The organism is Pseudoalteromonas sp. P1-11 (genome assembly GCF_001399995.1).
Taxonomy (GTDB): Bacteria; Pseudomonadota; Gammaproteobacteria; order Enterobacterales; family Alteromonadaceae; genus Pseudoalteromonas; species Pseudoalteromonas atlantica.
The window spans coordinates 153,411-176,310 of record NZ_LJSP01000003.1 but is presented as its reverse complement, the minus strand read 5'-3'; the positions used below and the strand labels follow the sequence as shown (position 1 = coordinate 176,310).

The window sequence follows — 22,900 nt, the reverse complement described above, 5'->3', positions numbered from 1 at the left end:
TTTAACCTCCTATCATTCCGCCTGCTGCGCTACCAATTGACGCACCCGCAGCCGCACCCGCTGGGCCACCAAATACCCCGCCAATTACACCACCGGCCACGGCACCAACTTGTGACATGAAGCCACCTTTAGCCGCTTTGTAGGCCGCATCACGCTGCTCTTTAGCTTGGTATGCTTGCGACATTGAAGCCGTACCAGATGACTGTAACTGCTCACTGATAGACATAAGTTGCGTACGAGCCGCCTGCTGCTTAACGCGCTGGTCCTCATACGCCTGCGTCATGGTGGCCGAACGTGAAGCCGCAACAGTACGGTTTTGACCTCGATTGATCGCATTACGCTGCGAAGCAAGCTGACCTCCCATGCTGTAGCCCAATTGTCTATTCGCTACCTCAGTTGTTTTAGCATTTAAGTTCTCGCTGAGTGACCTTGACCTATCAACAATCGATGTACTCTCACTCTCGGCTAGTAAGTCGTTAATGATAGGTAGCGTATTTTGCTCATAATCCGTGATTTGGTTCTGATACATACGCTCAAGCTCAGCCTCATAATCAAGCTCCGAAGCAGCCGCCGTTTTCGCCTTGTTGATCATATTATTGACCACCGAAGCTGTAGACGACTGCGATATGCTGCTCATGCTCCAAGGTAAACCAGAATATTGGGTATTGTTCGAGCTGGCGTCGCTAGTAGTTGTTGCCATTATTCTAACGCTCCTAAAATATCCGCGACACTTGCGTTAGCGTCATTCCCCGACGTTTTGCCTTTATCGCTTTTACCACTCTTTTCGGAATCCGTGCCGTACATGTAAACCTGCGCGCCTGCGCCAATCAAATCAAAGACTGCTTGTTTTTTCTTGTTGTCCTCAACGAAGTCACTCATTGAACGCTGATGGCCTTCTGCCCCCATGCTACGGGCAACTCGCTCTGTGCTTGACGTATCACGGCGGACAATATCGCCTTCTGCATCATAAGAACGCCCACCTTTACCCGTCGCTGCGATACCCGCAGACTTAACATCAACACCGCCATCTACAGTCTTGTATGAACCCTGTCGACGGCTCTGCTGTAGACGTTCCTTGCTGACTTTAGCAGACTCTGCACCCACACGAGCCATAAGCTGCGAGCGGTTGTCACGTCTATTTGAGGCCATGAACGAATCTCGTGTAGCCTCTTTAACTTTTGAACCCTCGTCAAACATTCTTGACGCTAGCTCGACCTGTAATTTTTCGCCTTCTGATGTTTTAGGCTTATCAGGGCTAGACATTAAAGCTCCTTCACATACGTTACAGACTCAACATTAAAACCGACCTGCTCCGCCACCTTCGACCAGCCCTTACGCGGGCTCGTGAACGTGAACTTCTTGCACCCCAGCTCTTTTAGGTAAGCCGATACACTTGTCATTATCTCCGACCAATCACTAACATGGCCGCTCATTGCTGCGGCGCACAACACATGCGCTTTGCCCTCTTCCCATTGGGCTATAAAAAACGAGTCCTCACCTACTAGGTGGAGTGTTGCAGCTCGGATCTTAAGGAGGCGCTTAACCTCCTCCACTGGGTATCCGCCGAAACAACGATAGAGCCGTTCGATATACGGCTCTATCGTAGGGAACACCAATTCAATATCGTCAACTGCAAAAGGGTCAGTTACCATGCGAAACTCTTATTAAATCTCACCGAACGCTTTGGCCTGCTTCGGTCGTCTCTCGCCTCACGTTTGGCCTTAGCTATACCTTCGCGGAAATGCGCTTCATACGTTGCAGCAGCACGCGGATTCGACCACTCTTTTTCAGGCATAGAAAGCAGACGGGCAATCGCACCACGACGGATTACATCAAACCATTTGTCGCCTAGTGAGTCAGGTACGCTGTCGATATTACGGTTGGGCTGCACGACAACCGACACCTCAAGCGTACCTTCCTCGAATGCGTCTAACAGGATTCTGTTACCACTGTGCGCAAAGCAACCTATGCGCCTTGCGGGCATTAACCTATGGGGTAGCTCACTTACGAGCTTATAGCGCCCTTCTCGGTCAGCTGGTTCGAAATAAGCGTACTTCGTAGCAGCGACGTACGTTTCATCAGGCATGCCCTCAAGAGGCGCGTTGTCATCAACAAGCGCTATACGCTCTGTATGCAGCCATGCCTCCGAAGCTCGGAAAAACTCTTGAATGGCGTACCTAACTTGACGAGCCACTGTAGAATCCAGCGGCTCGGGTACGTCCATTCTGATGCTATCAACCCATTCTTGTACGTACGCCATGTTACGCCCCTATTGGGTCACGGGTCTTGGCGTTGTCATTCTCCATGCTTGCTTGAGTGTCACCAATCTGAGACACAAACACGTTGTAGTAGTTTTGTGCCCGAGCCTGCATAGACTCCGACTCAGTGAACTTAGCGAACGCACGGTGAAGAATGTAGTTAGCCACACACGCCGCATACATTGACGGTAGCGGGAATGGGTCGGTTAGCGATTCCACCTCATTTGGCGTTGTGCCAGTAACCATCAACAAGCTACCTGTGCCGTCAGCAGGTGGGTACACGTAGAATGAGCGTGGGTCTGTCAGGCTAACACTGTATCGAAATACGGTGTCAGTCTTGCTGCCCGCCATCCAATTAGGGTCCTCATTATCCAACGTAGAGCGCTCGACGTGGCGAACCGCACGGCCTTCTTCGCCGTTTTTCATGTTGCAGATAACCTCAAGCACACGTGACGCACCTAGCGTTGCCACACTCTGTTTTGAGCCAGCTTGGAGCTGAAACGAGCCTGTAGTGCTACACGCTTCTGGGCGAACTCTCGCGACCTCAGCACATGCCTCGTTGAACCATTGGATCAACTCTGGGTCACGCCACTGTACGCCGCCTTCGTCAATGTCTCGTAGAAGGACACGGACGCGATTTGTTAGTATTGTTCCTACGGTTAACATGACAATATGCCTCTATTACTTACCAGCCGCTTTGTTTGCCGCGCGTGTCGCAGCCGCTTTCTTTGCAGCTTCACTTGCTTTTGCCTTGCGAGCCGCTTCTTCTAGCGCCGCTGCTTGCTCCTCAGCCGCTTTCGCTTCTTCTTTGGCCTTTGCCTCAGCTTTGGCTTTTTCTTCCGCTAGAATCGCTGCCTCGCGCTCTGCTTGCAGCTCAATATCTTCCAACGGAACTAAGCCAGCACGGATAGCTGCATCTTCAAGGTGCGCTGGAACATCACGAGTTTGACCCGATTTAACAAGTAGCACGTGGCCGCCAATCGGGGCTGTTACTCGGATTGTTTGGCGTGTAAAATTTTTAACTTTCATTTGTAATTCTCTTGCATATGTAAGGGAGTGGTCGACTCACTCCCTTAACCCAACTTAGATAGCGAAGTCGATACGTAAAACACCGTAGTCTTGCTTAACATTGCGGTCCGCTGATTTCTTAGCGTCCTTGAACTGCATTTTCTTCATACCGAAGATTTTGCCGTAAGCAATACCGTAGTTGTTACCGTAGTCGAAGTGATCACGCTCATCCCAAGACGCAGTATCTAGGTCAATGAAACCTAGCGCCTGAGCACCACATAACAGACCCATACAGCCGTCAACAGTACCGTTAACACCCCATTTAGAGCCACTATCTGCACCTAAAGTAGTTGGTACATGGCGGAACTCGTGGATGTGTAGGCCGTCAACAATGTAAGACTCACCACCCGCAAATAGCGTATTGCTATCACCGCGAACACCTGCATGACGTGCGTTCTCTTTGAAGTCTGGGTCTAGCTTCAACGTCGCTAATGCCATTGGGTGTAAGAATAAGTGGTACACCTCTGAACCGCCGTTACCACGGATACCACGAATATAGCGAGTCTTAGCAATCGCTTGTAAACGTACGATGTGGTCATAGCCCAGCTTGTCGTCAGCAGTGATTGCAGTAGTATCTGCATCAACTACCTTGCCGCCTTTAAGACACATTAGGTGGCGCTCAGAAGTTGGTGCTAAACCACCTGCCGTGTTGAACGCTAAGTCTGAAAGGTTGTCGTCATTCGCACCCTGACCAGGACGTACTCGGCCATCGTTAGTTTGTGCGAAGTCTAAGCCCGCTAATTGTAGGAACGTCATTTGGTCCATACGGTCTGATAGCCAGTAAGCTAGCTGGTCACGAGCTTGTTCACGGAAGTTAACAACCGTTTTTTGGTCGTTTAATTTACCGGTGTTTTTAACCGCGTTACGAAGTTGGTCAACCTCAACCTTATCTTGGTGAGCTGTTAGCGTTGCCTCGTTTCCGGTTAATTCGTTGTCACCAACGATACCGTCACCGTGCATATCTGGTACTAATGTCACAATCGCTTCTGTACCGCGCTCTGACTTAGTTAGCTCGGTAATGCGTTGAATCATTGCGTTCTGGCCTGAACCCATGAACTTCGACACGAACATTTTTTCACGTGCCTGATGCCACGTATCACGTGACCATACTTTTTTAGCGTCGTCGTCTAACGCTGAGAAATTAGTCTTTGCCATTTAAAGCATACCCTTCGTTAGTCCCTGAGCCGTTGGCTTTGTCGCGAAACGACTAACAGTGGACTTATTAAATCCAAATGTTTTGAGTCGTCCCGTAACGTGGGTCTATCGAAATGAATGCACGGCATAACTGAGCTGTGAGGCAGGATTGATTAACAAGGTATCACCTTGAATAACAGTAATTATATTTTTTACTTATTAAAAATTCAACAGCAATACTAATAAATAAACACAAAAAAGACTAGCCTAAACTAGTCTTAATCTCATACCATTTATCGCTTAGACTTGCGTCTATGCTCCAGCACCACCCAAAGGGTTACTACCGAAGCTGAAATACAAACTCCAGCCAAAGTATACACACACGGTTCGTCAAAAACTGATTTCAGATTTAAAACGAAGGAAGTGACCATAAAATGTTTCATTTATGCGTTCTCCTAAAAATATTAAAAGTTTTAATCTCTGACACAACAGCTACTTATAATGACTTATCCACAATTCCGCGCAAAACATATTGCATTTTAGGCGGATACCGCATAGTATGCGCATAACAGATGACACATACGTCACTAACATAAAGAGTAGGCTAATACTTTTTATGCTAAATAAGCTCGCTACCATATCATGGTGTGGGCTTTTTTTACTTGAAACACCGAAACAAGCAACCATGATACTACTTTATGGCTAAACATGGAAATGCACCGATAATTAGTTGCAAGTGAAAGCAGCTCGGACAGAAATTTAAATAAAGAGCTGTAAAAACAAAATCTTACCCATAAATACGCATTCTACACCTCTGCAAACGCAAAAAAAGCCGACATTTTAATCGGCCTTTTCGAAAAAAAAATTTCAAAAAATAAATCAACTTACTCTACGTAGTCTCCTCGTGCACGAGCTTTAGCCTCAGCACTAAGACCTGCAAACTCGTCGTCTGACATGCGTGAAATATCAATATCAGGGCGACTATTGCCACCACCTGTGCCCGACAGCTTGCCACGCTCTTTCTTGGCCGCAGCTAGCTTGGCCTTAGTGTTAGTTTTCTTCGTAGGCTTAGCCATATCTGCTTTAGGTTTAGCTGTACGGTCAACTAAATCATTTTCAAGGGCAACTAAGCGAACTGACTTCTTAAGCGCTTCGGCTGGCGATAGACCACGATCAACGTACAGGTCACGCATTTCCACCACTTCTTCAATCAGACCTTCGTCCGCCTCGTCACCAGCACTATCAAGCTCTGGGTACTTTTCAGCTAACGCCTGCGCCGTTTGTTGCAACTCAGACATTGCACGGTCTTGGTTAAGCTCATTTCGTACGCGTTCCGATACTTCTTGCTCAGCTTTGGCCTGTATCGCTTGAGTTTGGCTAGCCATCATTTTGCCGAATAACTCGAAAGCCTTATCAGTCTCGCCGTCAAGCATAGCCTCCTGCATACCCTCAAACTCCTCGCGGGTGAAACCAACAGGATCGGCTTGCTGTTCGCCTTGCGATTCTTGGCTACCAGCGCCCTTCAACGCGTCGATCTCTGTACGGAGGCTTTGTACTACAGACTCAAGATTGCGGCGTTTCTCAATCTCCTTGTTTAGTCGTTCGAGTGGTACACGTCGGCCCTTAGCACCCTTAGAAGGCTTTTCAGCAGGCTCTTCCTCCTCGCCTTCAGCACCATCCACATCACCCTCGCCCTCTGACTCAGACTCATCTTCATCTCCGTCCGATTCTTCTTCATCTTCATCCGATTCTTCTTCATCTTCATCCGATTCTTCTTCAAGCTCGCTTGATTCTTCGTCATCGCCCTCAAGCTCATCAACAACGTCATCCGCAGGGGCTTCATCGTCCTCAACGAAGTCGCCACGCTCCTCTGGCGTAGGTGGCGTGTAATCATCAAGAATTGCCGATGTTGCGTTAAGTCCATCAAGGTTACGGTTTGCAGCCATTATTAGTCACCTCTGTTATTATTTTTATTAGTGTTACTGTTATCTTTATTCGACGCATTATACGCCATATCCATAGATTTCATAGCGATTTGGCTAGAAATACGCTTATCGTTCATAGCATTCTGATTCTGATGGCCTCTAGCCGCCAGAGCAATGCGAAGTGATAGCTCCTGCTCTTTGGCCACACGTTCTTGTTCGAGTCGTCGTAGCTCCATTTGCGCTTGGTTGAAGCCACTTAGCGAGTCAGCCTTAGCCATTTTCTCTTTAGCCGTCGCCAGTGCCACATCAATATCTGCATCAACTTTTTCAAGCTCTTTACGCAGCATGTTGATTTGGTGCTGTATCTGCATCTGTTCAAGCGCCGCTTGTTCTTCGCTCGGCTCACCGAAGCCCTGGCTTTCTTTAAGGAACTCGGCAATTTCACCACGTTTAGTAAGGTTCGAGTGCTGGACAATAACATGGTCTGGGATAGCAACGCCCATTTCACGCAAGCGCAACGCTTCCTCAAACTCTTGGTCGGCCATTGTACCGCCCGAAGGTCTAAAGCTTACCTCAACGTCATAATCGCCAATGGTCACATCATTGATTATGTTCCCGTCCTCATCTGGCACATTAATGCCGACCTCCTCCGTGCGCTCCTCGCCCTGAAGGATACTGCTACCCGTCACTTTAAAGTAGCGAGTCTCACTGTAGAAGTCTTGAACCAGCTCAAGTACCTTACGGCCAACCATACGGCGGGCACGTTTAAGGTTACTCACGATTACCGACACCTGAATCTGACCACGACTTACAGCGGCCTCCTGCGCACGGCCTGACTGGTCAGCACGTGCCGTACCAAGCATTGACGCATTAACCGATGATATCTCACGGATAGTTGCAGCGGCCTTCTGTGAGATACGGTCGATGCCCGTTGGTATCTGGTTCGGCTGAATCTTATCCGGCTTCTCATACCCACGTTTGTACTGTAGCACTAGGCCAGTTTCAGCACCGCGTTCCTCTAAGTCCTCAGCGTCCATATCGACCAGTGAGTCCTCCTGCACCACCCAGCCACTGTTAGCCGTCGTGTTAACAATGTGCAACTCTTGCGAGCTGGTCTTGTTCAGTAGGTTCTGTGGGTCGATTAGATTATCTACAGGGCCAAACGGATTACCTCGGCGGAAGTACGGGAAGAAAGGCACGATAGTAAATGAGCGGTAGATAGACCAATCATCATGCAGCAGAATGTCATCCGCTGTAACAGTCATTCGCACTCGGCGACATTTACGCTTAATTAGCTCAAGGCCATACTGCTCTGCGAACGCCTCCATTTCTTCTTTATCAGTGCCAAACGGTACAGGTCGCATGTTACCCGTAGTCATATCGACAAAGTGGTACTGCTCATCTACCTCAAAGTGCTGGCGCTCAATAACGCGAACACGTCTTAGCTGACGGCTGTCCTTCTCGTCCATTGTTGTCGTGCGGCTTGTGCCACCAAACGTGCCTTCAAAGTATTCGAAGTTATCGTCCGTGTTATAGCTGCTAGTATCAACTAGGCGCTCTAAGCCCTCGACCTTCTCCCAGCCATATGAAGCACCAATCTCGTCAAGCGTTAGCCAACGTGAGATAAACACCTCGTTCCATGTAGACGGGTCTGCGCTTTTAGCCTCACTATCAGGGATAACGTCAATAGGGTCCTCAGACGTGATAACAACCTCACCTTGTAGGTTCTTCTCGAAACTCATACGAACGTCATAGTACCCACGGCCTGTGATTAGGCCATCAGCAAACACATCTTCTTCGGTATCGTCGAAGTGCGTTACCGCAAGAATACTGCGGGTGATGGCATTAAGCGCGAACGCAGTGCCCTCATCGCCGTAGTCACGCGGTCGGTAGACAACTTCAACCTTACGCTCAAGCTGCTCACCTATGATGGCGTTCACCGTTGATAAGATCATATTAAGCGTCAAGGCTGGTCGGCCTTCACGGTCTAGGCGGGCTTTATCCTCTTTGTTCCACTGATCACCTGCGTAAAAGTTGTTGTTACGCACAGCGCGTTTGATAAAGTCCTTATGCTTGGTGTTGTTCGCTTCCTCAAATCGGGTCTGATTATCACGAGCAACAACCCTCGGGTCTCTTTTCTTATTTCTACTCATTCACGGTCCAACCTATCGGTTAGTCGGTCAATTGCGTTAGTAAGCGCTGTGAGCGTTGTATCCAGCTTCGCACTGTCAATTTCAAGTGTGCGGATACTTGTCGCGTTGAGTTTCAGCTCCTCTTTGATGGGTAGTATGACTAGCTTATGCCACAAGCCAATCACGGCCACAAAAAGCGAGCCTAACGCGATTATCTGTTTTATAGTTTCAGCGTCCAAGTTTCACGACCTGTTGTTGTTATTATTATTATTTACTGTTAGCCAATAATAACAGTAGCACTGTTAATTCTCAATAAACGCTAAGCAGCCATACCGCTTTTATGACGGCCTCTAGTGCCGCCACCAAACTTACGCAATTTGTCCTTAAACGACTTTTTAGGCTTGGGCTTCTTCTCGTTACGAATACCAAATAGCATGAGCATTTGACCAATCCAAGCCAACGCATCCACTTGGTCATCATTAGCGCCTAACGGGAACTTAAGTAGCTCGTTCTGTAGCGAACTCATCCACGGTGTCGACTCTATGGTAGGGAAAATAACCTTGCCCTGTTCCATACGACCCTGTATCGGCCTAGCACGTGTACCTTTGTCTGCGCCGCGTGTTCTAAGCTTCTCGTAGCGCAGTGAGATACCACGTTCCTGCTCGGCCTTTTGAATGAACGGCTCTAGCGTTAGCTCAATCTGGCCTGTCTCGATACCAAACAGCTCAGGGTTATACTTCGTCTGAATCTCAAACATACGGTCAATGATACCCAACGAGTTCCATCGGCCACGTATCAGGTCAACAATCCAAATATTCTGCTTACGGTCGATACCGACTACCACAAACACACTGTAGTCCGCCGTTTGCTTTGTAGAGATAGCCAAATCAGCCGCTGCATACAGACGCATGTCCTCCAACGGTGGTAGCTCGCCAATCTTGTAGTAGCGGAACATATCACGCGTGAAGAAGTCACCGTCCTCAGACACTGGCCTTTGCTGGTAAAGCGCCTCCCAATCTCGCGGTATCATGGCACGTTTTATACGACGTAGCGCGGGTAACGGATAGCGTTCCTCGTGTAGCGCCTCGCCCTTCTTACGGTACTTTTCGTCCTGTGTCGCGATAGCTGGGTACTCAACCAAATCCCATTGGTCTACGTCCTCTGGGATAGGTTCGCCCTTCTCCTCAGCCTCTTTTTTCGCTTCCTCAAATACGTTTAATAGCCAACCCGCAAGGTCATCATCGTGCCAGCGAGTCTGAATTATCAGCACACCGCCCCCTGGTGCAAGACGCGTGTAGAATGCCGATGAGTACCAATCTTTTACCTTTTGGCGGGTAACTTCCGACTCAGCTTCTTCACGGTTTTTTACGGGATCGTCAATGATACCTAAGTGCGCACCACGACCCGTTATCGGACCACCAACACCCGCCGCAGTGAAGCCACCACCTTCTGTAGTCATCCACTTTTTAACGCTCTTGGTGTCTGGCGATAGACGTGTTTTGAATGCTGCCTTGAACTTGTCGGTGTCCAGTAGGTCACGACACTTACGGCTAAAGTCCTCTGCTAAGTCGCCCGAGTACGAACAGGTGATAACCTCATGCGTAGGGTTACGGCCTAAGTACCAGCTAGGGAATGTTTTAGAGCCTATTTCCGACTTACCGTGTCGCGGTGGCATCGTAATCATCAGCCGTGGCGATAGGCCGTTCTCAATGTCCTGCGCGAATTTCTCAAGCCGCATACAAATATCGGCATGAACCCAGCCGGGCATGTAAGCGTCATTATGCCGCTTAATGAATGGTAAAAGACGACGACGAACCAGCTCACGTTCAGCAAGCTCTTTCCTAGCCTCAAGCTCTACGTTAAACGCCTCTATTTCTTCCTCTCTGACGCGTTTGAACTCATGTTCGATTCGTTGCACTGACTCTTTGTTAGATGGCCTCACAAACGTTCCCAGCTGCTTTGCGCAACTTAGGCAGTGTTTTTGGTCATACATTTCAAAGTGAGGAACAGTGCGTAAACATTCATGGCAATGCTCAGTCCTCATCGTGCGCCACCTTATACTCATCAGGCGACAATTGAATATCTTGTCCAGCCATTTTGAGTAGTTGCTCATCGTCCATAGTTTCCATCTGGCTACGGTTAGTGATGTTAACTTCGACTTTTTCAGGTGTTGCTAGGCCATGCAGCTTAACGAGCGAATCCACCGCACGTATTTCTTCCATCGCTGTCGCTGACTTGGCATGCGCCTCAAGATATAGGGCTGTTGCGTCGTCCTTGGTGAACTCAATAGCCCCCGCTTGGACTGCAACTTGCCTTTGCATTTCGCGCATGTAAGAGATTGCTAGGTTTATGTCCTCCCGTTCAGATAGCTCAGCCACCGCCCTTGCTGGGTACTTGTAGCCAGCCGCACGAGCCGCCGCAGAAGGATTGATCCCCTGAGTGCGGCGTTGAACGTAGGTTTCTTCTTGTGCTGTTAGGCGGGCAATGCCAAGCGACGCATAACTCCCGCTAAGCGTTGATAGTGAATATTCCCCCGACATTTACTCACTCCAAACTAACGTGTTGTCACCAACAAGTTCCCACTGAGCAATATCAATATCGAAAGGTTCACGTACGAGGATACGCACTGAGCTGTAGTCAACGCCACCCATACGGCACTCGCCGACGTACGCTACGTTAGGCGCATGTTTCAAGTTAAGCGTGTCAATCGCCGTCCCAGCGAACATGCCTAGCGGGATAACGAGTTTAAATTCTTGGGGGTTGCTTCGTGGCGTAACCACGTACTTGGTCTCAAGTTCACTGGCCGTGTTCATAAGCTCTACGGCGGTGTTACGCAACGATTCAACAAGGGCATTTGTTTTCATTATTATTAGCCTCACTGTTATTTTTACTAATAGTAACACTGTTAAGTTTTACAGCAAAAAAATTAGAAAAAAATATGGGCAAATCCCCCTGTGAAGCCCCTCCCCCCTTGTTTGTTTTTTGTCCTAGGTCGAAGGCCGCGTTTTCTGTGTCTGTGGTTGGTTGTTCATATGTATGTGCTTTCTCTCAGAAGGCGCGGTCGGTTCGGATCGAGTTTGATTCGAGTCATTCATAAATCGGGACATTGAACCTACTTAGGAGTCCCAACAACATAAAAGGTAAACATTATGAAAAACGTACTTATCTCTAACGCAGACACTAAAGGTTTCACAGCTAACGGCCAAGCAGCGCTAAGCATGTCAACCTCAGAGCTAACGAAACAAGCAGTGCTAGCAATAGATGAGCTATCAACAGTATACGGCCACCGTACGAACTATGTGGTACGTGGTATCGCATGGGCTATCAAGTCAGAGTTAAACAAGATGGTGCGCCAAGCGGACAACACTATCGCAACGTCAATGGCACTGGCAATCAAGGACGCAGACAGCGAGAGAATACGCAAGATGAGCAGCGCAGTGACCAGCGTGGCTGATTGGGCTGAGGAGCTGTTCAAACAGTATCAAGGACATGCTCAAGTGCTTAGTACGCTTGGTGACTACGTGTTCGAGCTTCATCCATTCCAACGTGCTATCGAGGCTACGTTCGAGGTTAACAACGACCTTGATGATGGCTTCTTAGAAGATGGAGAGCTTAACGACCTTGCAGACCTTGGCTTCTACGAGGAGGACGATGAGGCCGCAGAATGGCTGGCAGAGAATGAGCTAGTGCATGATATGCAGCAACACGACCTACGCAAGCAAAAGGTCAACGTAGCACAAGCGATGGATAGCGAACGCAAGGTTGTGTACGAGGACGTGAGCAAAGAGGAGTGGATTGATGACCGCCTACACAGAACACCTGACGAGTGGACACAAGGCGCTCAATACGGTGCTTGGGCAATCATGAAGCAACTACGTGGTAAAGCCATTGCGGATAAAAACTACGGGCTTGTGGTTGAACACATCGGTGATATGCCAGAAAAGAGCATACCATTTGCTACCAAGTGCATGCGCAAGGCCATCGACTTCTCAAACAAAATCGAACGCCTTGAGGGTAGAAAGCAATACGTACTCGACCAAATACACAAAATGGATAACACAAGCGAGGAGCTAACAATCGCTGCAATGTCTAACGCAGTTCGCGACGACGAAGTTACAGAGGTTGATAAGCTACTACGTGAGACACGTATCGTACACGCCTACCTAGAGCACTACGCAGCAGAGTTCCGCAAGTTGCTAGACCTTGTAGAGCTAGACACGCCAGTTCGCGTCTACTCATCATACATGACCTTCGACCCTATCGAGTTCCTAGTGGCGCAGATGGTTAAGAAGGCTGGCTACACAGGAACACGCGTTAGTCCACGCAAGCAAGCTGAGTTCCAAGCTGACGCATACCGACTGCTGGGCAACCCAACAACAATCGAGTCATTCACAACTGACGACGGTGTTGAGTTCTGGGGTGTTCATTTCACACAAGGTAGCGAGAAGAAGCTGGCCGAGGCTGCTAAAGAGATAAGCAAAGTACGCGCAATCCAATACCGCCAAGACGAGTTGGCTGCAAGAGCTGCGAAGCTTGAGAAGCTAACGAAATCAACAGCAATGCGCAATAAAAAGCCTACTAGCCCGTTAGAGCTAGAGGCTATCACAAACAAATTTCTTTTCTAAGATAACTTAGCTAAGAAACTACGAGCAGGGTGCGGGAACACCCTGCTCATTTCTGAAATATAAAAGAGGTAAATATCTATGTCAACCAACACATTATCACTTGATTCATTATTCGACACTGACGACTTATTCGGTAGCGCTGCTGCCTATGAAGCAACACTTAACGCCCTAGATGCACCTGTGGAAACAGAGGAGGAGGAAATAGAAAAAATCCGTATACGCGCCTACAGCGAGGAGTATTACCAATGGATAGGCAAACGTATACCTACACCCGAGAAAAGCCCTGAGATAAATGCTGTGGAGGCGATAGTTGAGTCTGTAGCTGGTACTCACTGTAAAGCATGTAACGGGACAGGTCTGTACCGTATCCATAAGCACAACAAAGACATTCCATGCGCCAAGTGTGCTGGTAAAGGTAAAGTGACGGCTATTGACGAAGCGCGTAGCCGTGCATACGCAGCACGCCGTGCTAAAGGTCTAGCGATGAGCACAAGCCACACTGACTACTTACACTAATAGCTAGTGTGACAGTGAGCCCTGGTCTTTAGCCTCTAAAGCCTAGCCTTTCCCTCTAACCCCCTACCGAGTGACCTGCCCTGCTAACACTCACCACCCGCGCCACATGGCCCCAAAGTATGTTGTTCTGTTATCCCCTACATAGTGAGAAGTGAGGAAGGTGAAGAGATTAGACCTTTTGTGTGAGGACGTGAGAAGTGAGGACGTGAGAAGTGAGGACGTGAGGACGTGAGGACGTGAGGATCGTCAAAGGAAAAAGGGCGAGTGTCGGATGGCAGAGGACGAATAGCAGATGTTGGTCATCAATCAGATTCCACGGATAAGACGGTTTGGAGAGTTCGATAGCGCAATGTGGACAGGATTGAATTGCGTTCTGTTTGGAGAATGGGCTGATGTTGGGATTAAGGGAGCTTAGATTTCGCTTACAGACGTTCCACTTAACCTCAACGCTTAGTACGCTAGTACAGCCCGCTACGCTCCTACGCTCGTTCCTCGCTCCGCATGTCCTGCGTCCTGCGTCAAGGTAGATTCCACGACTGACACGAAAGTCCAAGCAATCACCCTTAATCCTGCACATAAGCCGGAGTCGGGTTCCGATGCTGAATTTATTTTTACGGGGGTCTTAGACTACAGAAATTAAGAGGTATCCGAACGACAGAGGCCATTCAACGGGGGGCGCGCACTGCTCAACACTCAACACTCATCGAGCAACGACCACCGACCAACACACACCACTTAACAGAGACCGACTGCTGCTGAGCGGTTGGCACATAACACAGAGCAACCATTACAGACGGGAGAACACGATGCAACCGATAAACGCTTTACACAGACGACTGCTAGCGAGTGGCTATTCAATACTGGACGGGATAGCGCTGAGCTGGCATGCGATTGGCGACTATGAGTTAGCGACCGACCTAGCGCGTGAGTTGGGAGACCTACGACTTGCGGCGCGATTAAAGCAGCAGGTATTGAACATCACGTATCAATTGAAAGAGATTGAGCGTCACATGCAGATTAACTTACAACGTGCGGCATAGGAGACAGACTGATGGGCATGAGTACACAGGATATGAGACAGCGAGCGGGTACGGCGAGACTAGCGGCGGAGCAACAACGGGCGGCATGGCAACGGGCGATGAACGAGGGATTACCAGCGAGGGCTAGGCATCACGCGGAGCAGGCTGTGCGATTTGCGAGGGAGTGCAGACAGCTGATGGCGCGGTCGGGTGCTGTATATTGGTAGGCGATGGCGAAAGTTGGAAAACGAGTGACAGGTAGCGCTTAGTTATCAGCAACTTACGACACAAAACTTATAATTATGAGCCTTTGACGACAAATGAGTGGCCTACGGATGGGCGTTCTTTGGCGGTTGTTGGGGGATGGAGGACAGAGGTTGGGGATTGGCAAAAGTGTCCACCTTTTTAGGCCACCTGTCCACCTTTTTTCAGCACTGTCCAAGGGGGTTGGACGCCCGAAAGCAGCACCAGCAAAGGCTTCAGGCCAAAGTGTCCATGTTGTCCAACTTTGTCCATACCTCTTATTATATATTTATTATTAATTAATACTTATTAAAGAGTAATAACAAAAAACTTTTTCTCAATGCTAGGTATCCAAATGTTGGACAACATGGACAAGGTGGACAGACCCCTGTCGGGCGACGATGCTATATTCTCACACATGCGTCCTAACGGGGTGCGGGGGGTTAGTGAGCACTCACTCAAAATTAAAAATAAGTGTCCACCTTTATTTTCAAACTTGGACACCCCTTTTCTAAAGCTGGACACTTTGTACAAAACATGAACACAGGTCATACCAGCGCTCAACAAATGACCAGTAACTACTAAATTCTATTCTTTAACGCCCACTGACGGGCAAACACCATAAAACCATAACTTTAGGAGACTGATATGGAACAAGCACAAACTAACATGCAACGCGTAGAGCACGGCGTAGACTTCACGACACTAAAGACAGCGGACAACGACTATTCGAAAGCGGTGTTCATTGACTGTAACTTTGAGGGCATGGACTTGTCGTTCGCCAACTTGAAGGACTCATCATTCATCAACTGTAACTTTAAGGGGGCTGACTTATCCTTTGCCTCAGTGCAGTCGGCCACCTTCCGTCACTCAGACCTGACAGGTGTTAACGTTTACGCCGCCTGTATGTACAGCGCGAACCTTGAGTCATCAACGTTTGACCCATGCGATGTGAAGTCTGTTGACCTACGTGCAGCGAGATTGCCTGCCAACTACTATGTACTAGACCGTGCGCTGCCAAATGGCGACCCAATCACTGCCCTGTTGACACCGACCGCACTGCGAGTGAACGAAGAAATTGCGGTACACAGCGTATGGGAGGAGCTGGTTGACGAGCACCCTGACGAGAGCTATCGCAAGGAAGTGAAAGCCCTGTTGACCTTCGCACGTACATTACGCGCACCCTCTGTCGCAGAGCCTGTAGCGCTTGAGGAGGCAGCATGAGTGCAACGGCCTTTCGTCGAACAAGACAGTACCAGCAGCCCTACTTTGATGTTGGTCAATACAAGTTCCAAATCAAAGGCGCATCATTGAATGGCGCAGGCGACCCAGCGATTAACATGCAAGTCGTAGAGTCATTCGATGGCCGTCGGGTTGGCGTGTACTACTACCGTAACTTTCACCTTACTGCAGCAACTACCCCTAAGTCGAGAGCCTTGTGGGAGAGGAAATTGGACATGCTTCTTGGGGCTTTAGGCATTCGAGACCTGTCTGATTTAGGTGAGCTTGTCGGGCGTACGGTATTAGTAGAGTTTACGAAATCGGGCTTAGAGCCGCTGCCCAACTTCTTACCGCCGGACAAAGCTGTTCCCTTGTTTACCAACGAGTTACAAGCAGCTTAGACCACCTTATTTTTAACAGTAACACTGTTGACATGAGTTAGCAGTGTTTATATTATGCGGCCACTTTTTTAAGCGGAGACACTATGAAATCAAGATACCACCGTCGCGTCGAGCAACGACTTACGCGCACCGTTTTGTCGTGCGCCGCGATAGTAGTATTACTGTTAACCAGCGCGTTAGCATTTGCTACTAAATACTAATAATCACCCTTTAAACACGAGCAAAATAAAAGGACAAACCAATGAAACACATGATAGAGAACCTTTTAGCTATAGCGAAAATCAAGAACGCGATGGAGAAGCACGAGAGCGACCCTAAAGCGCTTGAGAAGATGCCGCTTTATGTACCAATCACCTCAATACTGATGGACGATGCGCACACAATGGACCGCCGAGCGAAAGTGTTAGCAGCGACCGTCACGAGCTTTGTCTCAGAGAGCGCACCCGCCTACAAAGACTTCAAGCCAGAGCAAGTGAAAGAGGCTATTTCGGGCGCATTTGACGAAGCAATCAACATTATCAGCCAGCTAAGAGACCGTATTGGAGATGACGAAAGCTTCAAAGCGATTGTGCTGCGCAACTATGAGAACGACTACAAGGACATTGGCGACGAGCCAGAAGATGATGAAGGCGTGACCGTCGAGAAGGTTGACGCGAACCACCCATTACACGCCCTATTCGAGCAACTAGCAACAGAAATTGAAAAAGCAAAGCGCGATACAGACGCTGTTCGCCCTCTGCATTAGAGTACAAAACACGGAGTACCAGTCATGTTTGGAAACAAAGACCAATTAACCAAATTAGAAGAAGCAATCACCGAATTACAAGGCCAAGTGCGAGCTTTAGCACGTAACACCAACAAGGCACACAATCGTATCGACCAAGCCAATCTACGCACGGCGAACATTGAGCACTATACCGGTATGCGTTCGCACAGCTTTGAGAAAGGCGGCCGTATGTGGGATTACATGCAAATCCACAAAGACATAGCCAGTGGCACACGTCCTAAGTCACTGTTCGTTACAAAACATCGTATGGCGCAAGCGGCATGACACAGTTAAGCAAATATCAGCATACAGCCAAACGGATACTTGAACTTGAGCCTTTTGAGGTTGATATGGTTTGCTTCTCAAATATATCCAATCACTCAAGCCTAGAGAATTTAAGGCAAAGAGCCAACGAATGTGGGACGACATTTTGCATAGCGGGACGCTTAGCACACATAGACGGTTTCCCCGATGAGTACTGGTGCGAAGATCACTTTAACTTTACAGGATACTCGACAGAACTGTGTGGGCACAGTCTCATGAGCGAAGAGTGGGACTTCCTATTCAGCATGAATTGGCCTGATAGTCTACAAGCAGCGAAAAGGCGTGCAGCCTACGTTCTTGAGCACGATGCCTCCCCCTGTAAGAGTGAATGGGAAGATAAATGGGGCTATGGAAAAAAATGAGTTACGACGACTACCAAGTATTAAAGCAACACATGGGAGAATTTTAAATGTCACGATTTTCAAATTACACATTAGAGTCACACGACTTAGAGCGCCTAGAGGTGGCAATCGACCTTTCGAGCCTTATTGAAGATGCGGTGGAAGATGGTGACGACATTAGCGAAATCTTACGCGATGTGAGCGACGACAACCAAATGGAGTACGCTATCGACTTCATCGAGCGTCATATAGGCAACCAAAACCTTTACATAATGTTTAACGAGCGCACTCAAGCACACGTTGCTCGGCGCTTTGTAAACACCCTGTCGAACTGCATCACTGGCGATGATGACGAGACAGAGCAGCAGCGCCAAGCCAACCGTAAGGCACAAATTGACGGGCTTACGATGGGGCTTGAAATGATAACCAAAGAGCTAGCGAATGTGCGCGACTCAGAAGGCTCTACACACGCCGAGCGACTAAAAGCACATGACAGGCTAAAGGCCATGCAATCGGCTATCGCTGTTTTAGAATCACTTTAATTAACAGTAACACTAATAATTTAGCGAGTAGTGCGTTGCGCTACTCACCCTCTAACCAATACAGGTATTTGACCATGAAAAAACTAAAACTGGGCTTACGCCTTAATGCCTATAACCGTCGCAAGATAGCCCTTGCTGTTGTTAACGCACAGATTGGCGGGCGCATAGAGAGCCTTAACCGAGAGCTGGCTGAATTAGGCCGTGACGTGTACGCCGCCCTATTCGATATGTACGGCATAGGTAACTTGTGTGCTGACGGTGAGGACGTATCAACCATTATGGACGGCACACTACCCGTTGCACCTCACATCACTGTTACAAGCGCTGACAAGGCCGACATTATGAACTTGGACTTTGGTGGTGAGAAGCCTATCCCTTACTGCTACCAAATTGGCAATGTGAACGAAACACTGTTTAACGACTTGCCGATGTTCGAAGAGCGCATCATGGGCTTATTCCCTAAGAGTGCCCTTGTTAAACAGCAAGCGGAGGAGATTGAGCTTAAGATGATCAAATACCTTGAGACCCACAAAACGTTACGAACGGCTGTTGAAGAAACGCCAGGGCTCGCTGACATTATTCCTGAAGAATACTGCGAAGAGCAAAAAGAAGGTAAGTCATTAGACAGCATCCTACAAGGTGAAGTGGCATGAGCTGCTTCACTCAAGACGACAAACTAGCGCTGGACGTCATTAAAAAGGCGTTCGAGCTAGACATAATTGTATTCCTTGATTGGGAGACGTTCTACAAGTCACGTGCGAACAATGGCTCTAAGTCATTTAGCTTAAAGTCGATGACGTACCCTGAGTACATCTATGACCCGCGCTTTCATGAAACTGGCCTAGGGCTGGTTATCGACCTAGACGCACACATTGAGTACGGCCACGGCGGTAAGTTCTACAACATGCAGATGCAGAAGTTGAAAGACGCTCGTGCGGATGGCCTACGTATCGGCCTAGTGGCGCACAACACGGTATTCGACGGTGCAATCTGTAACTGGCGCTATGGGTTAGAGTTCGATTTCTACTTTGACACCATGTTGATGCGTAAGTACCTAGCGGCGCATAGACCGAGCAGTCTAAATGCGTGTGCGAAGGACGAATGGCCTGACGACCCTGCCCTTCGTAAAGGTAACGACCTAGCGGACGTTGACGGTATCAAGTATGAGTACATTAGTGAGGAACAGCACGCGTCACTGGCTAAGTATTGTCGCCAAGACGTTAACCTAATGCGCCGTTTGTTCTTGTCATACATACCGCGCATCGGTCTGGCGAACAGCACAGAGCTACGCGCCATGCACATCACCTTACGCGGGAACATTGAGCCGCAGTTTGATATTCGCCACGACTTGCTTGAGGAAGTTATCGAGGAAGAAAACATCAAAGATGGTGAGGCGGTTGTTGAGGCTATTGAATACTGTTACGAGCAAGGGTTTGATGATATTACACCGAAAACTTTCAGCTCAAATCAGCAGTACGCGACATTGCTTGCGGGTCTTGAACTTCGTGTTCCTAAGAAGATTTCTAAGACGACAGGCCTGCTAACCCCTGCCCTTGGTAAAGGCGACCCTGAGTACATTCGCCTACAGATAGATAACCCTGAGTATGCGGTGCTGTACAAAGCACGTGAGCGTATGAAGTCGACTATCGCCAAGAGCCGTGCAGAGCGAATGATTAGCGTGTCATCCACCTTCCGCAAGCATGGGTTCACTGACGCATGTATGCCGTTTTTCCTTAATTACTACGGGGCGGGACAGACAGGCCGCTGGTCGGGTGGGCAGAAGCTAAACCAGCAGAATAACACTCGTGGTGGTAAGCACCGCTTGTCGATGCTAGCGCCTGATGGCTACCAGATTGGCGTGTGTGACTTATCGAACATTGAGTTACGTGTGAACTTGTGGTTCTGCGGCCAAGAGGACTTGCTGGAAAACTTCCGTAATGACCCGAACTTCGACCTATACAGTGACATTGCGACAGACATATTCAGCTACAAGGTGACGAAGAAAACGCACCCTGACGAGCGTCAAATGGGTAAGGCTGCGGCACTTGGCCTTGGCTTCTCAATGGGTTGGTTTGGCTTCCAGCAGTACCTTGCAAGTGGTCCGCTTGGCATGGAACCGATGTTCAAAGACGATGAGTTTTGTCGCAACGTAAAGAATGCGTATGACGTTAAGCACTTCGCGATTAAGGCGATGTGGCACTTCTTGGCGAACACGGTCATGCCGGTGATTGTGAACGGTGGTGAGCTTCGCTTTGGGCCAAACGACTTATACATTGCACGTAAAGACCAAGTGGTTCTGCCGTCTGGTCGCGTTCTACAGTATAGCAATGCACGTTATAAGGGCGAAGAAACGCAGTCAGGTGTTTCGATGAAGGTGGTGTTTGACTCTGACAAGTACGACCGCTGGGGCAAGCCTGTTCCTAAATACTTATGGCACGGCCTGCTTATCGAGAACATAGCACAGGCGACAGCACGTGACATTCTGGCCGAGCAGCTTGTGAACGTAGACCGAGAGCTAGATGAGAAGTATCTGGGCTGGGTGATGGGTAGTGTTCACGATGAGCTACTTGCCGCTTTGAAGGAAGGCAACGAGGACGAAGCGTTTTCAATCATGGAGCGCAACATGTCAAAAGCCCCTGAATGGGCTATCGGGCTACCGCTGGCGAATGAAGGCGGTTACGCCAAAGAATATTCTAAGTAACGAACGTTCAAAAGCAAAGGGGACGGGTTTTGATATTTTCCTGTCCCCTTTTTTCACAAACAGATAACAGAGAGACAGAAAATGACAGTACAAGCCATAGCAGACAGCGCAACTAAGATACTTGAGGACATCGTAGCTGTTGCAGAAGCACACAACAAAACTGTGGACGAATTTAACGAAGCGGTTGACCACATTGAAGCTCTACAGGCACAGGTAGAGGACATGCAGGCTGTCATTAACGAAAAGAATCGACTGCTGAACAAGCAGAGTGAAGTGATCGACAAAGCTATCGAGCACAAAGAGAAGGACCGAGCTGAGATACAACAATTACGTGCTGAGCTTAAGCTATTGCAGCGCCTTGACCCTAAGCGTCTTGAGAAGGTTAACAAGACCCAGAAAGCGAAAATTGCGGAGCTTAAAGCGGACGTTGAAGCGGCTAGAAAGCAGAAGGTTGAGGCAATGAAGAAAGCCACAGACCTAGCGCGTACGATGAAAGCTGAGGGCTTTACACCGTTCTACCAAGACCCTGAAACGGGAAATAGCATTCGCGTGATTCCACACATGTACGTAAGCAAGGACAACGAATACAACGGTGTGCCTGATACCCCTGTTCTTGAGTTCCACCATAAAGCGCGTGGGATTACACGACAAGGCGTACTGTTAAAAACAGGTGAAATCAATTGGGCAATGGCTCAAAACTCATCACCTACCGAGATAGATTCACAAATAGCAAAAGACCACATTTTGGATTACTGCAAACGCAACAAAGTGGCGACGAAGTTCATAAAAGAAATTAACAAGGCGGCATAACGATGGCTAAACCAAATAACTTTGCGACAACTAAACCTACGGTAGTGCTACTAGTGCTACCGGACGACGAGCCTAAAGTGCTCAAAGATGACAACAACGAAGTCATGGTATTCCCTAACCTACGTAAAGCTCAGAAGCACGTAGCGAACAAGGTAGAGCCTGAGTTCCACCCTTTCATTGAGTACGCCAACGAAAATCCTGTAATGGGCGCTGGCGACCGCGAGGAAACGAACAACCGCCGCTGCTTAAAGTGCAACGAGTATCTACGCCCTAGCTACCGCCAAACTAAATCGATAATGCCTGACGGTTCAGAGCTGGCCGTTACAGAGCTAGATTGCCCGAAATGCGACTTAGGTGAGTAGCTATGAACAACCATCAAGAGTTTACGAGTGTAACGGCAGACGGCCTGTCATTCATTGGTGTGACGAACCCGACGCTTTACGAGGGCTTTGACCCAAAGCTAACGCCATCTGACCTTGTTGAGTACGCTGGCCTTATCCCACAGATACTATGCAACGGTGACGAGGGTAATACGTTTAAGCAGAACGTAGACAACAACTACGTTTATGGGCACAGATGGGGAGACAGCGCAACGGTTGACGATGAGGGTATGTATCACTACCCAGAAGATGAGCCTCTAGCGCCAATTCTAATGATACTTAACCCCCGCACACAGCAGCGAGCCTTTGTCTACCCATATGCATTAGTTGCCGTTCAAGACGAAGGAAAATGGATTACGACCCGACTGGATTAAATATCAAACTGTAGCAGAGCGAATTTTAACAGTGATACTACTAAAATCAGTTTTATACCGCTGAATTTAATTAGTAACACTGTTAAAATACACGACCTGTTTACTAATAATTTAATTTAA

24 protein-coding genes are annotated in these 22,900 nt (G+C 48.6%); 12 read left to right on the top strand and 12 right to left on the bottom strand.

Annotated elements, in window-relative coordinates:
- Nucleotide 1 precedes the first annotated feature (1 nt).
- From AN390_RS06545 to AN390_RS06485, 12 genes are all read right to left on the bottom strand, one after another.
- Nucleotides 2–700, bottom strand: a complete 699-nt coding sequence (locus AN390_RS06545; RefSeq protein ID WP_055253403.1) for a hypothetical protein — start codon at nucleotides 698–700, stop codon at nucleotides 2–4.
- On the bottom strand, nucleotides 700–1,263 hold the full coding sequence (locus AN390_RS06540; RefSeq protein WP_055253401.1) for a hypothetical protein: 564 nt from the start codon (nucleotides 1,261–1,263) through the stop codon (nucleotides 700–702). Before AN390_RS06540 ends, AN390_RS06545 begins: the two co-directional genes overlap by 1 nt.
- Nucleotides 1,263–1,652, bottom strand: a complete 390-nt coding sequence (locus AN390_RS06535; protein ID WP_055253399.1) for a hypothetical protein — start codon at nucleotides 1,650–1,652, stop codon at nucleotides 1,263–1,265. Before AN390_RS06535 ends, AN390_RS06540 begins: the two co-directional genes overlap by 1 nt.
- On the bottom strand, nucleotides 1,646–2,260 hold the full coding sequence (locus AN390_RS06530) for a hypothetical protein (protein ID WP_055253397.1): 615 nt from the start codon (nucleotides 2,258–2,260) through the stop codon (nucleotides 1,646–1,648). The genes AN390_RS06535 and AN390_RS06530 overlap by 7 nt, the downstream gene beginning before the upstream one ends.
- A 1-nt stretch (nucleotide 2,261) precedes the next feature.
- The gene (locus AN390_RS06525) at nucleotides 2,262–2,924 is read right to left on the bottom strand and encodes a DUF6682 family protein (RefSeq protein ID WP_055253395.1); all 663 of its coding nucleotides are present in this window, start codon (nucleotides 2,922–2,924) and stop codon (nucleotides 2,262–2,264) included.
- 15 nt (nucleotides 2,925–2,939) lie between these two features.
- On the bottom strand, nucleotides 2,940–3,287 hold the full coding sequence (locus AN390_RS06520; protein WP_055253393.1) for a hypothetical protein: 348 nt from the start codon (nucleotides 3,285–3,287) through the stop codon (nucleotides 2,940–2,942).
- Between the two features lie 54 nt (nucleotides 3,288–3,341).
- Nucleotides 3,342–4,481 carry a N4-gp56 family major capsid protein gene (locus tag AN390_RS06515; protein ID WP_055253391.1) on the bottom strand — a complete coding sequence of 380 codons (1,140 nt, stop codon included), beginning with the start codon at nucleotides 4,479–4,481 and terminating at the stop codon, nucleotides 3,342–3,344.
- Nucleotides 4,482–5,344: 863 nt separating this feature from the next.
- Complete coding sequence (locus tag AN390_RS06510; protein ID WP_055253389.1) at nucleotides 5,345–6,406, bottom strand: hypothetical protein; 1,062 nt, start codon at nucleotides 6,404–6,406, stop codon at nucleotides 5,345–5,347.
- A 2-nt stretch (nucleotides 6,407–6,408) separates the two neighbouring features.
- The gene (locus AN390_RS06505; protein ID WP_055253387.1) at nucleotides 6,409–8,538 is read right to left on the bottom strand and encodes a hypothetical protein; all 2,130 of its coding nucleotides are present in this window, start codon (nucleotides 8,536–8,538) and stop codon (nucleotides 6,409–6,411) included.
- 298 nt (nucleotides 8,539–8,836) lie between these two features.
- Nucleotides 8,837–10,435 carry a phage terminase large subunit gene (terL, locus tag AN390_RS06495; protein ID WP_157686030.1) on the bottom strand — a complete coding sequence of 533 codons (1,599 nt, stop codon included), beginning with the start codon at nucleotides 10,433–10,435 and terminating at the stop codon, nucleotides 8,837–8,839.
- A 115-nt stretch (nucleotides 10,436–10,550) separates the two neighbouring features.
- Nucleotides 10,551–11,057: a hypothetical protein gene (locus AN390_RS06490; protein WP_055253381.1), complete on the bottom strand. Its 507-nt coding sequence runs from the start codon at nucleotides 11,055–11,057 to the stop codon at nucleotides 10,551–10,553.
- Nucleotides 11,058–11,396, bottom strand: a complete 339-nt coding sequence (locus tag AN390_RS06485; protein ID WP_157686029.1) for a hypothetical protein — start codon at nucleotides 11,394–11,396, stop codon at nucleotides 11,058–11,060.
- Nucleotides 11,397–11,666: 270 nt separating this feature from the next.
- Between AN390_RS06485 and AN390_RS06480 the strand changes: the two genes are divergently transcribed.
- The 12 genes from AN390_RS06480 to AN390_RS06405 all read left to right on the top strand — a co-directional run bounded on the left by AN390_RS06480 (nucleotide 11,667) and on the right by AN390_RS06405 (nucleotide 22,780).
- The gene (locus AN390_RS06480; RefSeq protein ID WP_055253378.1) at nucleotides 11,667–13,142 is read left to right on the top strand and encodes a hypothetical protein; all 1,476 of its coding nucleotides are present in this window, start codon (nucleotides 11,667–11,669) and stop codon (nucleotides 13,140–13,142) included.
- 78 nt (nucleotides 13,143–13,220) lie between these two features.
- Nucleotides 13,221–13,658, top strand: a complete 438-nt coding sequence (locus tag AN390_RS06475) for a hypothetical protein (protein ID WP_055253376.1) — start codon at nucleotides 13,221–13,223, stop codon at nucleotides 13,656–13,658.
- Nucleotides 13,659–15,568: 1,910 nt separating this feature from the next.
- Nucleotides 15,569–16,144 (top strand): pentapeptide repeat-containing protein, encoded by a 576-nt coding sequence (locus AN390_RS19940; RefSeq protein ID WP_055253368.1) that lies wholly within the window; start codon nucleotides 15,569–15,571, stop codon nucleotides 16,142–16,144.
- Nucleotides 16,141–16,542 (top strand): hypothetical protein, encoded by a 402-nt coding sequence (locus AN390_RS06450; RefSeq protein WP_055253366.1) that lies wholly within the window; start codon nucleotides 16,141–16,143, stop codon nucleotides 16,540–16,542. The genes AN390_RS19940 and AN390_RS06450 overlap by 4 nt, the downstream gene beginning before the upstream one ends.
- 241 nt (nucleotides 16,543–16,783) lie before the next feature.
- Complete coding sequence (locus tag AN390_RS06445) at nucleotides 16,784–17,287, top strand: DUF1611 domain-containing protein (RefSeq protein WP_055253363.1); 504 nt, start codon at nucleotides 16,784–16,786, stop codon at nucleotides 17,285–17,287.
- 24 nt (nucleotides 17,288–17,311) lie between these two features.
- Nucleotides 17,312–17,593, top strand: coding sequence for a hypothetical protein (locus AN390_RS06440; RefSeq protein WP_055253361.1), 282 nt, complete (start codon nucleotides 17,312–17,314; stop codon nucleotides 17,591–17,593).
- 448 nt (nucleotides 17,594–18,041) lie between these two features.
- A complete protein-coding gene (locus AN390_RS06430; protein WP_055253357.1) occupies nucleotides 18,042–18,515 on the top strand; it encodes a hypothetical protein in 474 nt (157 codons plus the stop codon).
- Between the two features lie 74 nt (nucleotides 18,516–18,589).
- Nucleotides 18,590–19,168 (top strand): hypothetical protein, encoded by a 579-nt coding sequence (locus tag AN390_RS06425; RefSeq protein ID WP_055253354.1) that lies wholly within the window; start codon nucleotides 18,590–18,592, stop codon nucleotides 19,166–19,168.
- Nucleotides 19,165–21,216, top strand: a complete 2,052-nt coding sequence (locus AN390_RS06420) for a DNA polymerase (protein WP_055253353.1) — start codon at nucleotides 19,165–19,167, stop codon at nucleotides 21,214–21,216. The genes AN390_RS06425 and AN390_RS06420 overlap by 4 nt, the downstream gene beginning before the upstream one ends.
- An 81-nt stretch (nucleotides 21,217–21,297) precedes the next feature.
- Nucleotides 21,298–22,026: a hypothetical protein gene (locus tag AN390_RS06415; RefSeq protein ID WP_055253352.1), complete on the top strand. Its 729-nt coding sequence runs from the start codon at nucleotides 21,298–21,300 to the stop codon at nucleotides 22,024–22,026.
- Between the two features lie 2 nt (nucleotides 22,027–22,028).
- Nucleotides 22,029–22,388 carry a hypothetical protein gene (locus tag AN390_RS06410; protein ID WP_055253351.1) on the top strand — a complete coding sequence of 120 codons (360 nt, stop codon included), beginning with the start codon at nucleotides 22,029–22,031 and terminating at the stop codon, nucleotides 22,386–22,388.
- 2 nt (nucleotides 22,389–22,390) lie between these two features.
- Nucleotides 22,391–22,780: a hypothetical protein gene (locus AN390_RS06405; protein WP_055253349.1), complete on the top strand. Its 390-nt coding sequence runs from the start codon at nucleotides 22,391–22,393 to the stop codon at nucleotides 22,778–22,780.
- Nucleotides 22,781–22,900 lie beyond the last annotated feature (120 nt).

What these genes read in the sequence shown, in the direction of transcription:
- AN390_RS06545 (WP_055253403.1), bottom strand. Translation starts at nt 700, where the DNA reads ATGGCAACAACTACTAGCGACGCCAGCTCGAACAATACCCAATATTCT.
- AN390_RS06540 (WP_055253401.1), bottom strand. Translation starts at nt 1,263, where the DNA reads ATGTCTAGCCCTGATAAGCCTAAAACATCAGAAGGCGAAAAATTACAG.
- AN390_RS06535 (WP_055253399.1), bottom strand. Translation starts at nt 1,652, where the DNA reads ATGGTAACTGACCCTTTTGCAGTTGACGATATTGAATTGGTGTTCCCT.
- AN390_RS06530 (WP_055253397.1), bottom strand. Translation starts at nt 2,260, where the DNA reads ATGGCGTACGTACAAGAATGGGTTGATAGCATCAGAATGGACGTACCC.
- AN390_RS06525 (WP_055253395.1), bottom strand. Translation starts at nt 2,924, where the DNA reads ATGTTAACCGTAGGAACAATACTAACAAATCGCGTCCGTGTCCTTCTA.
- AN390_RS06520 (WP_055253393.1), bottom strand. Translation starts at nt 3,287, where the DNA reads ATGAAAGTTAAAAATTTTACACGCCAAACAATCCGAGTAACAGCCCCG.
- AN390_RS06515 (WP_055253391.1), bottom strand. Translation starts at nt 4,481, where the DNA reads ATGGCAAAGACTAATTTCTCAGCGTTAGACGACGACGCTAAAAAAGTA.
- AN390_RS06510 (WP_055253389.1), bottom strand. Translation starts at nt 6,406, where the DNA reads ATGGCTGCAAACCGTAACCTTGATGGACTTAACGCAACATCGGCAATT.
- AN390_RS06505 (WP_055253387.1), bottom strand. Translation starts at nt 8,538, where the DNA reads ATGAGTAGAAATAAGAAAAGAGACCCGAGGGTTGTTGCTCGTGATAAT.
- AN390_RS06490 (WP_055253381.1), bottom strand. Translation starts at nt 11,057, where the DNA reads ATGTCGGGGGAATATTCACTATCAACGCTTAGCGGGAGTTATGCGTCG.
- AN390_RS06480 (WP_055253378.1), top strand. Translation starts at nt 11,667, where the DNA reads ATGAAAAACGTACTTATCTCTAACGCAGACACTAAAGGTTTCACAGCT.
- AN390_RS06475 (WP_055253376.1), top strand. Translation starts at nt 13,221, where the DNA reads ATGTCAACCAACACATTATCACTTGATTCATTATTCGACACTGACGAC.
- AN390_RS19940 (WP_055253368.1), top strand. Translation starts at nt 15,569, where the DNA reads ATGGAACAAGCACAAACTAACATGCAACGCGTAGAGCACGGCGTAGAC.
- AN390_RS06450 (WP_055253366.1), top strand. Translation starts at nt 16,141, where the DNA reads ATGAGTGCAACGGCCTTTCGTCGAACAAGACAGTACCAGCAGCCCTAC.
- AN390_RS06445 (WP_055253363.1), top strand. Translation starts at nt 16,784, where the DNA reads ATGAAACACATGATAGAGAACCTTTTAGCTATAGCGAAAATCAAGAAC.
- AN390_RS06440 (WP_055253361.1), top strand. Translation starts at nt 17,312, where the DNA reads ATGTTTGGAAACAAAGACCAATTAACCAAATTAGAAGAAGCAATCACC.
- AN390_RS06430 (WP_055253357.1), top strand. Translation starts at nt 18,042, where the DNA reads ATGTCACGATTTTCAAATTACACATTAGAGTCACACGACTTAGAGCGC.
- AN390_RS06425 (WP_055253354.1), top strand. Translation starts at nt 18,590, where the DNA reads ATGAAAAAACTAAAACTGGGCTTACGCCTTAATGCCTATAACCGTCGC.
- AN390_RS06420 (WP_055253353.1), top strand. Translation starts at nt 19,165, where the DNA reads ATGAGCTGCTTCACTCAAGACGACAAACTAGCGCTGGACGTCATTAAA.
- AN390_RS06415 (WP_055253352.1), top strand. Translation starts at nt 21,298, where the DNA reads ATGACAGTACAAGCCATAGCAGACAGCGCAACTAAGATACTTGAGGAC.
- AN390_RS06410 (WP_055253351.1), top strand. Translation starts at nt 22,029, where the DNA reads ATGGCTAAACCAAATAACTTTGCGACAACTAAACCTACGGTAGTGCTA.
- AN390_RS06405 (WP_055253349.1), top strand. Translation starts at nt 22,391, where the DNA reads ATGAACAACCATCAAGAGTTTACGAGTGTAACGGCAGACGGCCTGTCA.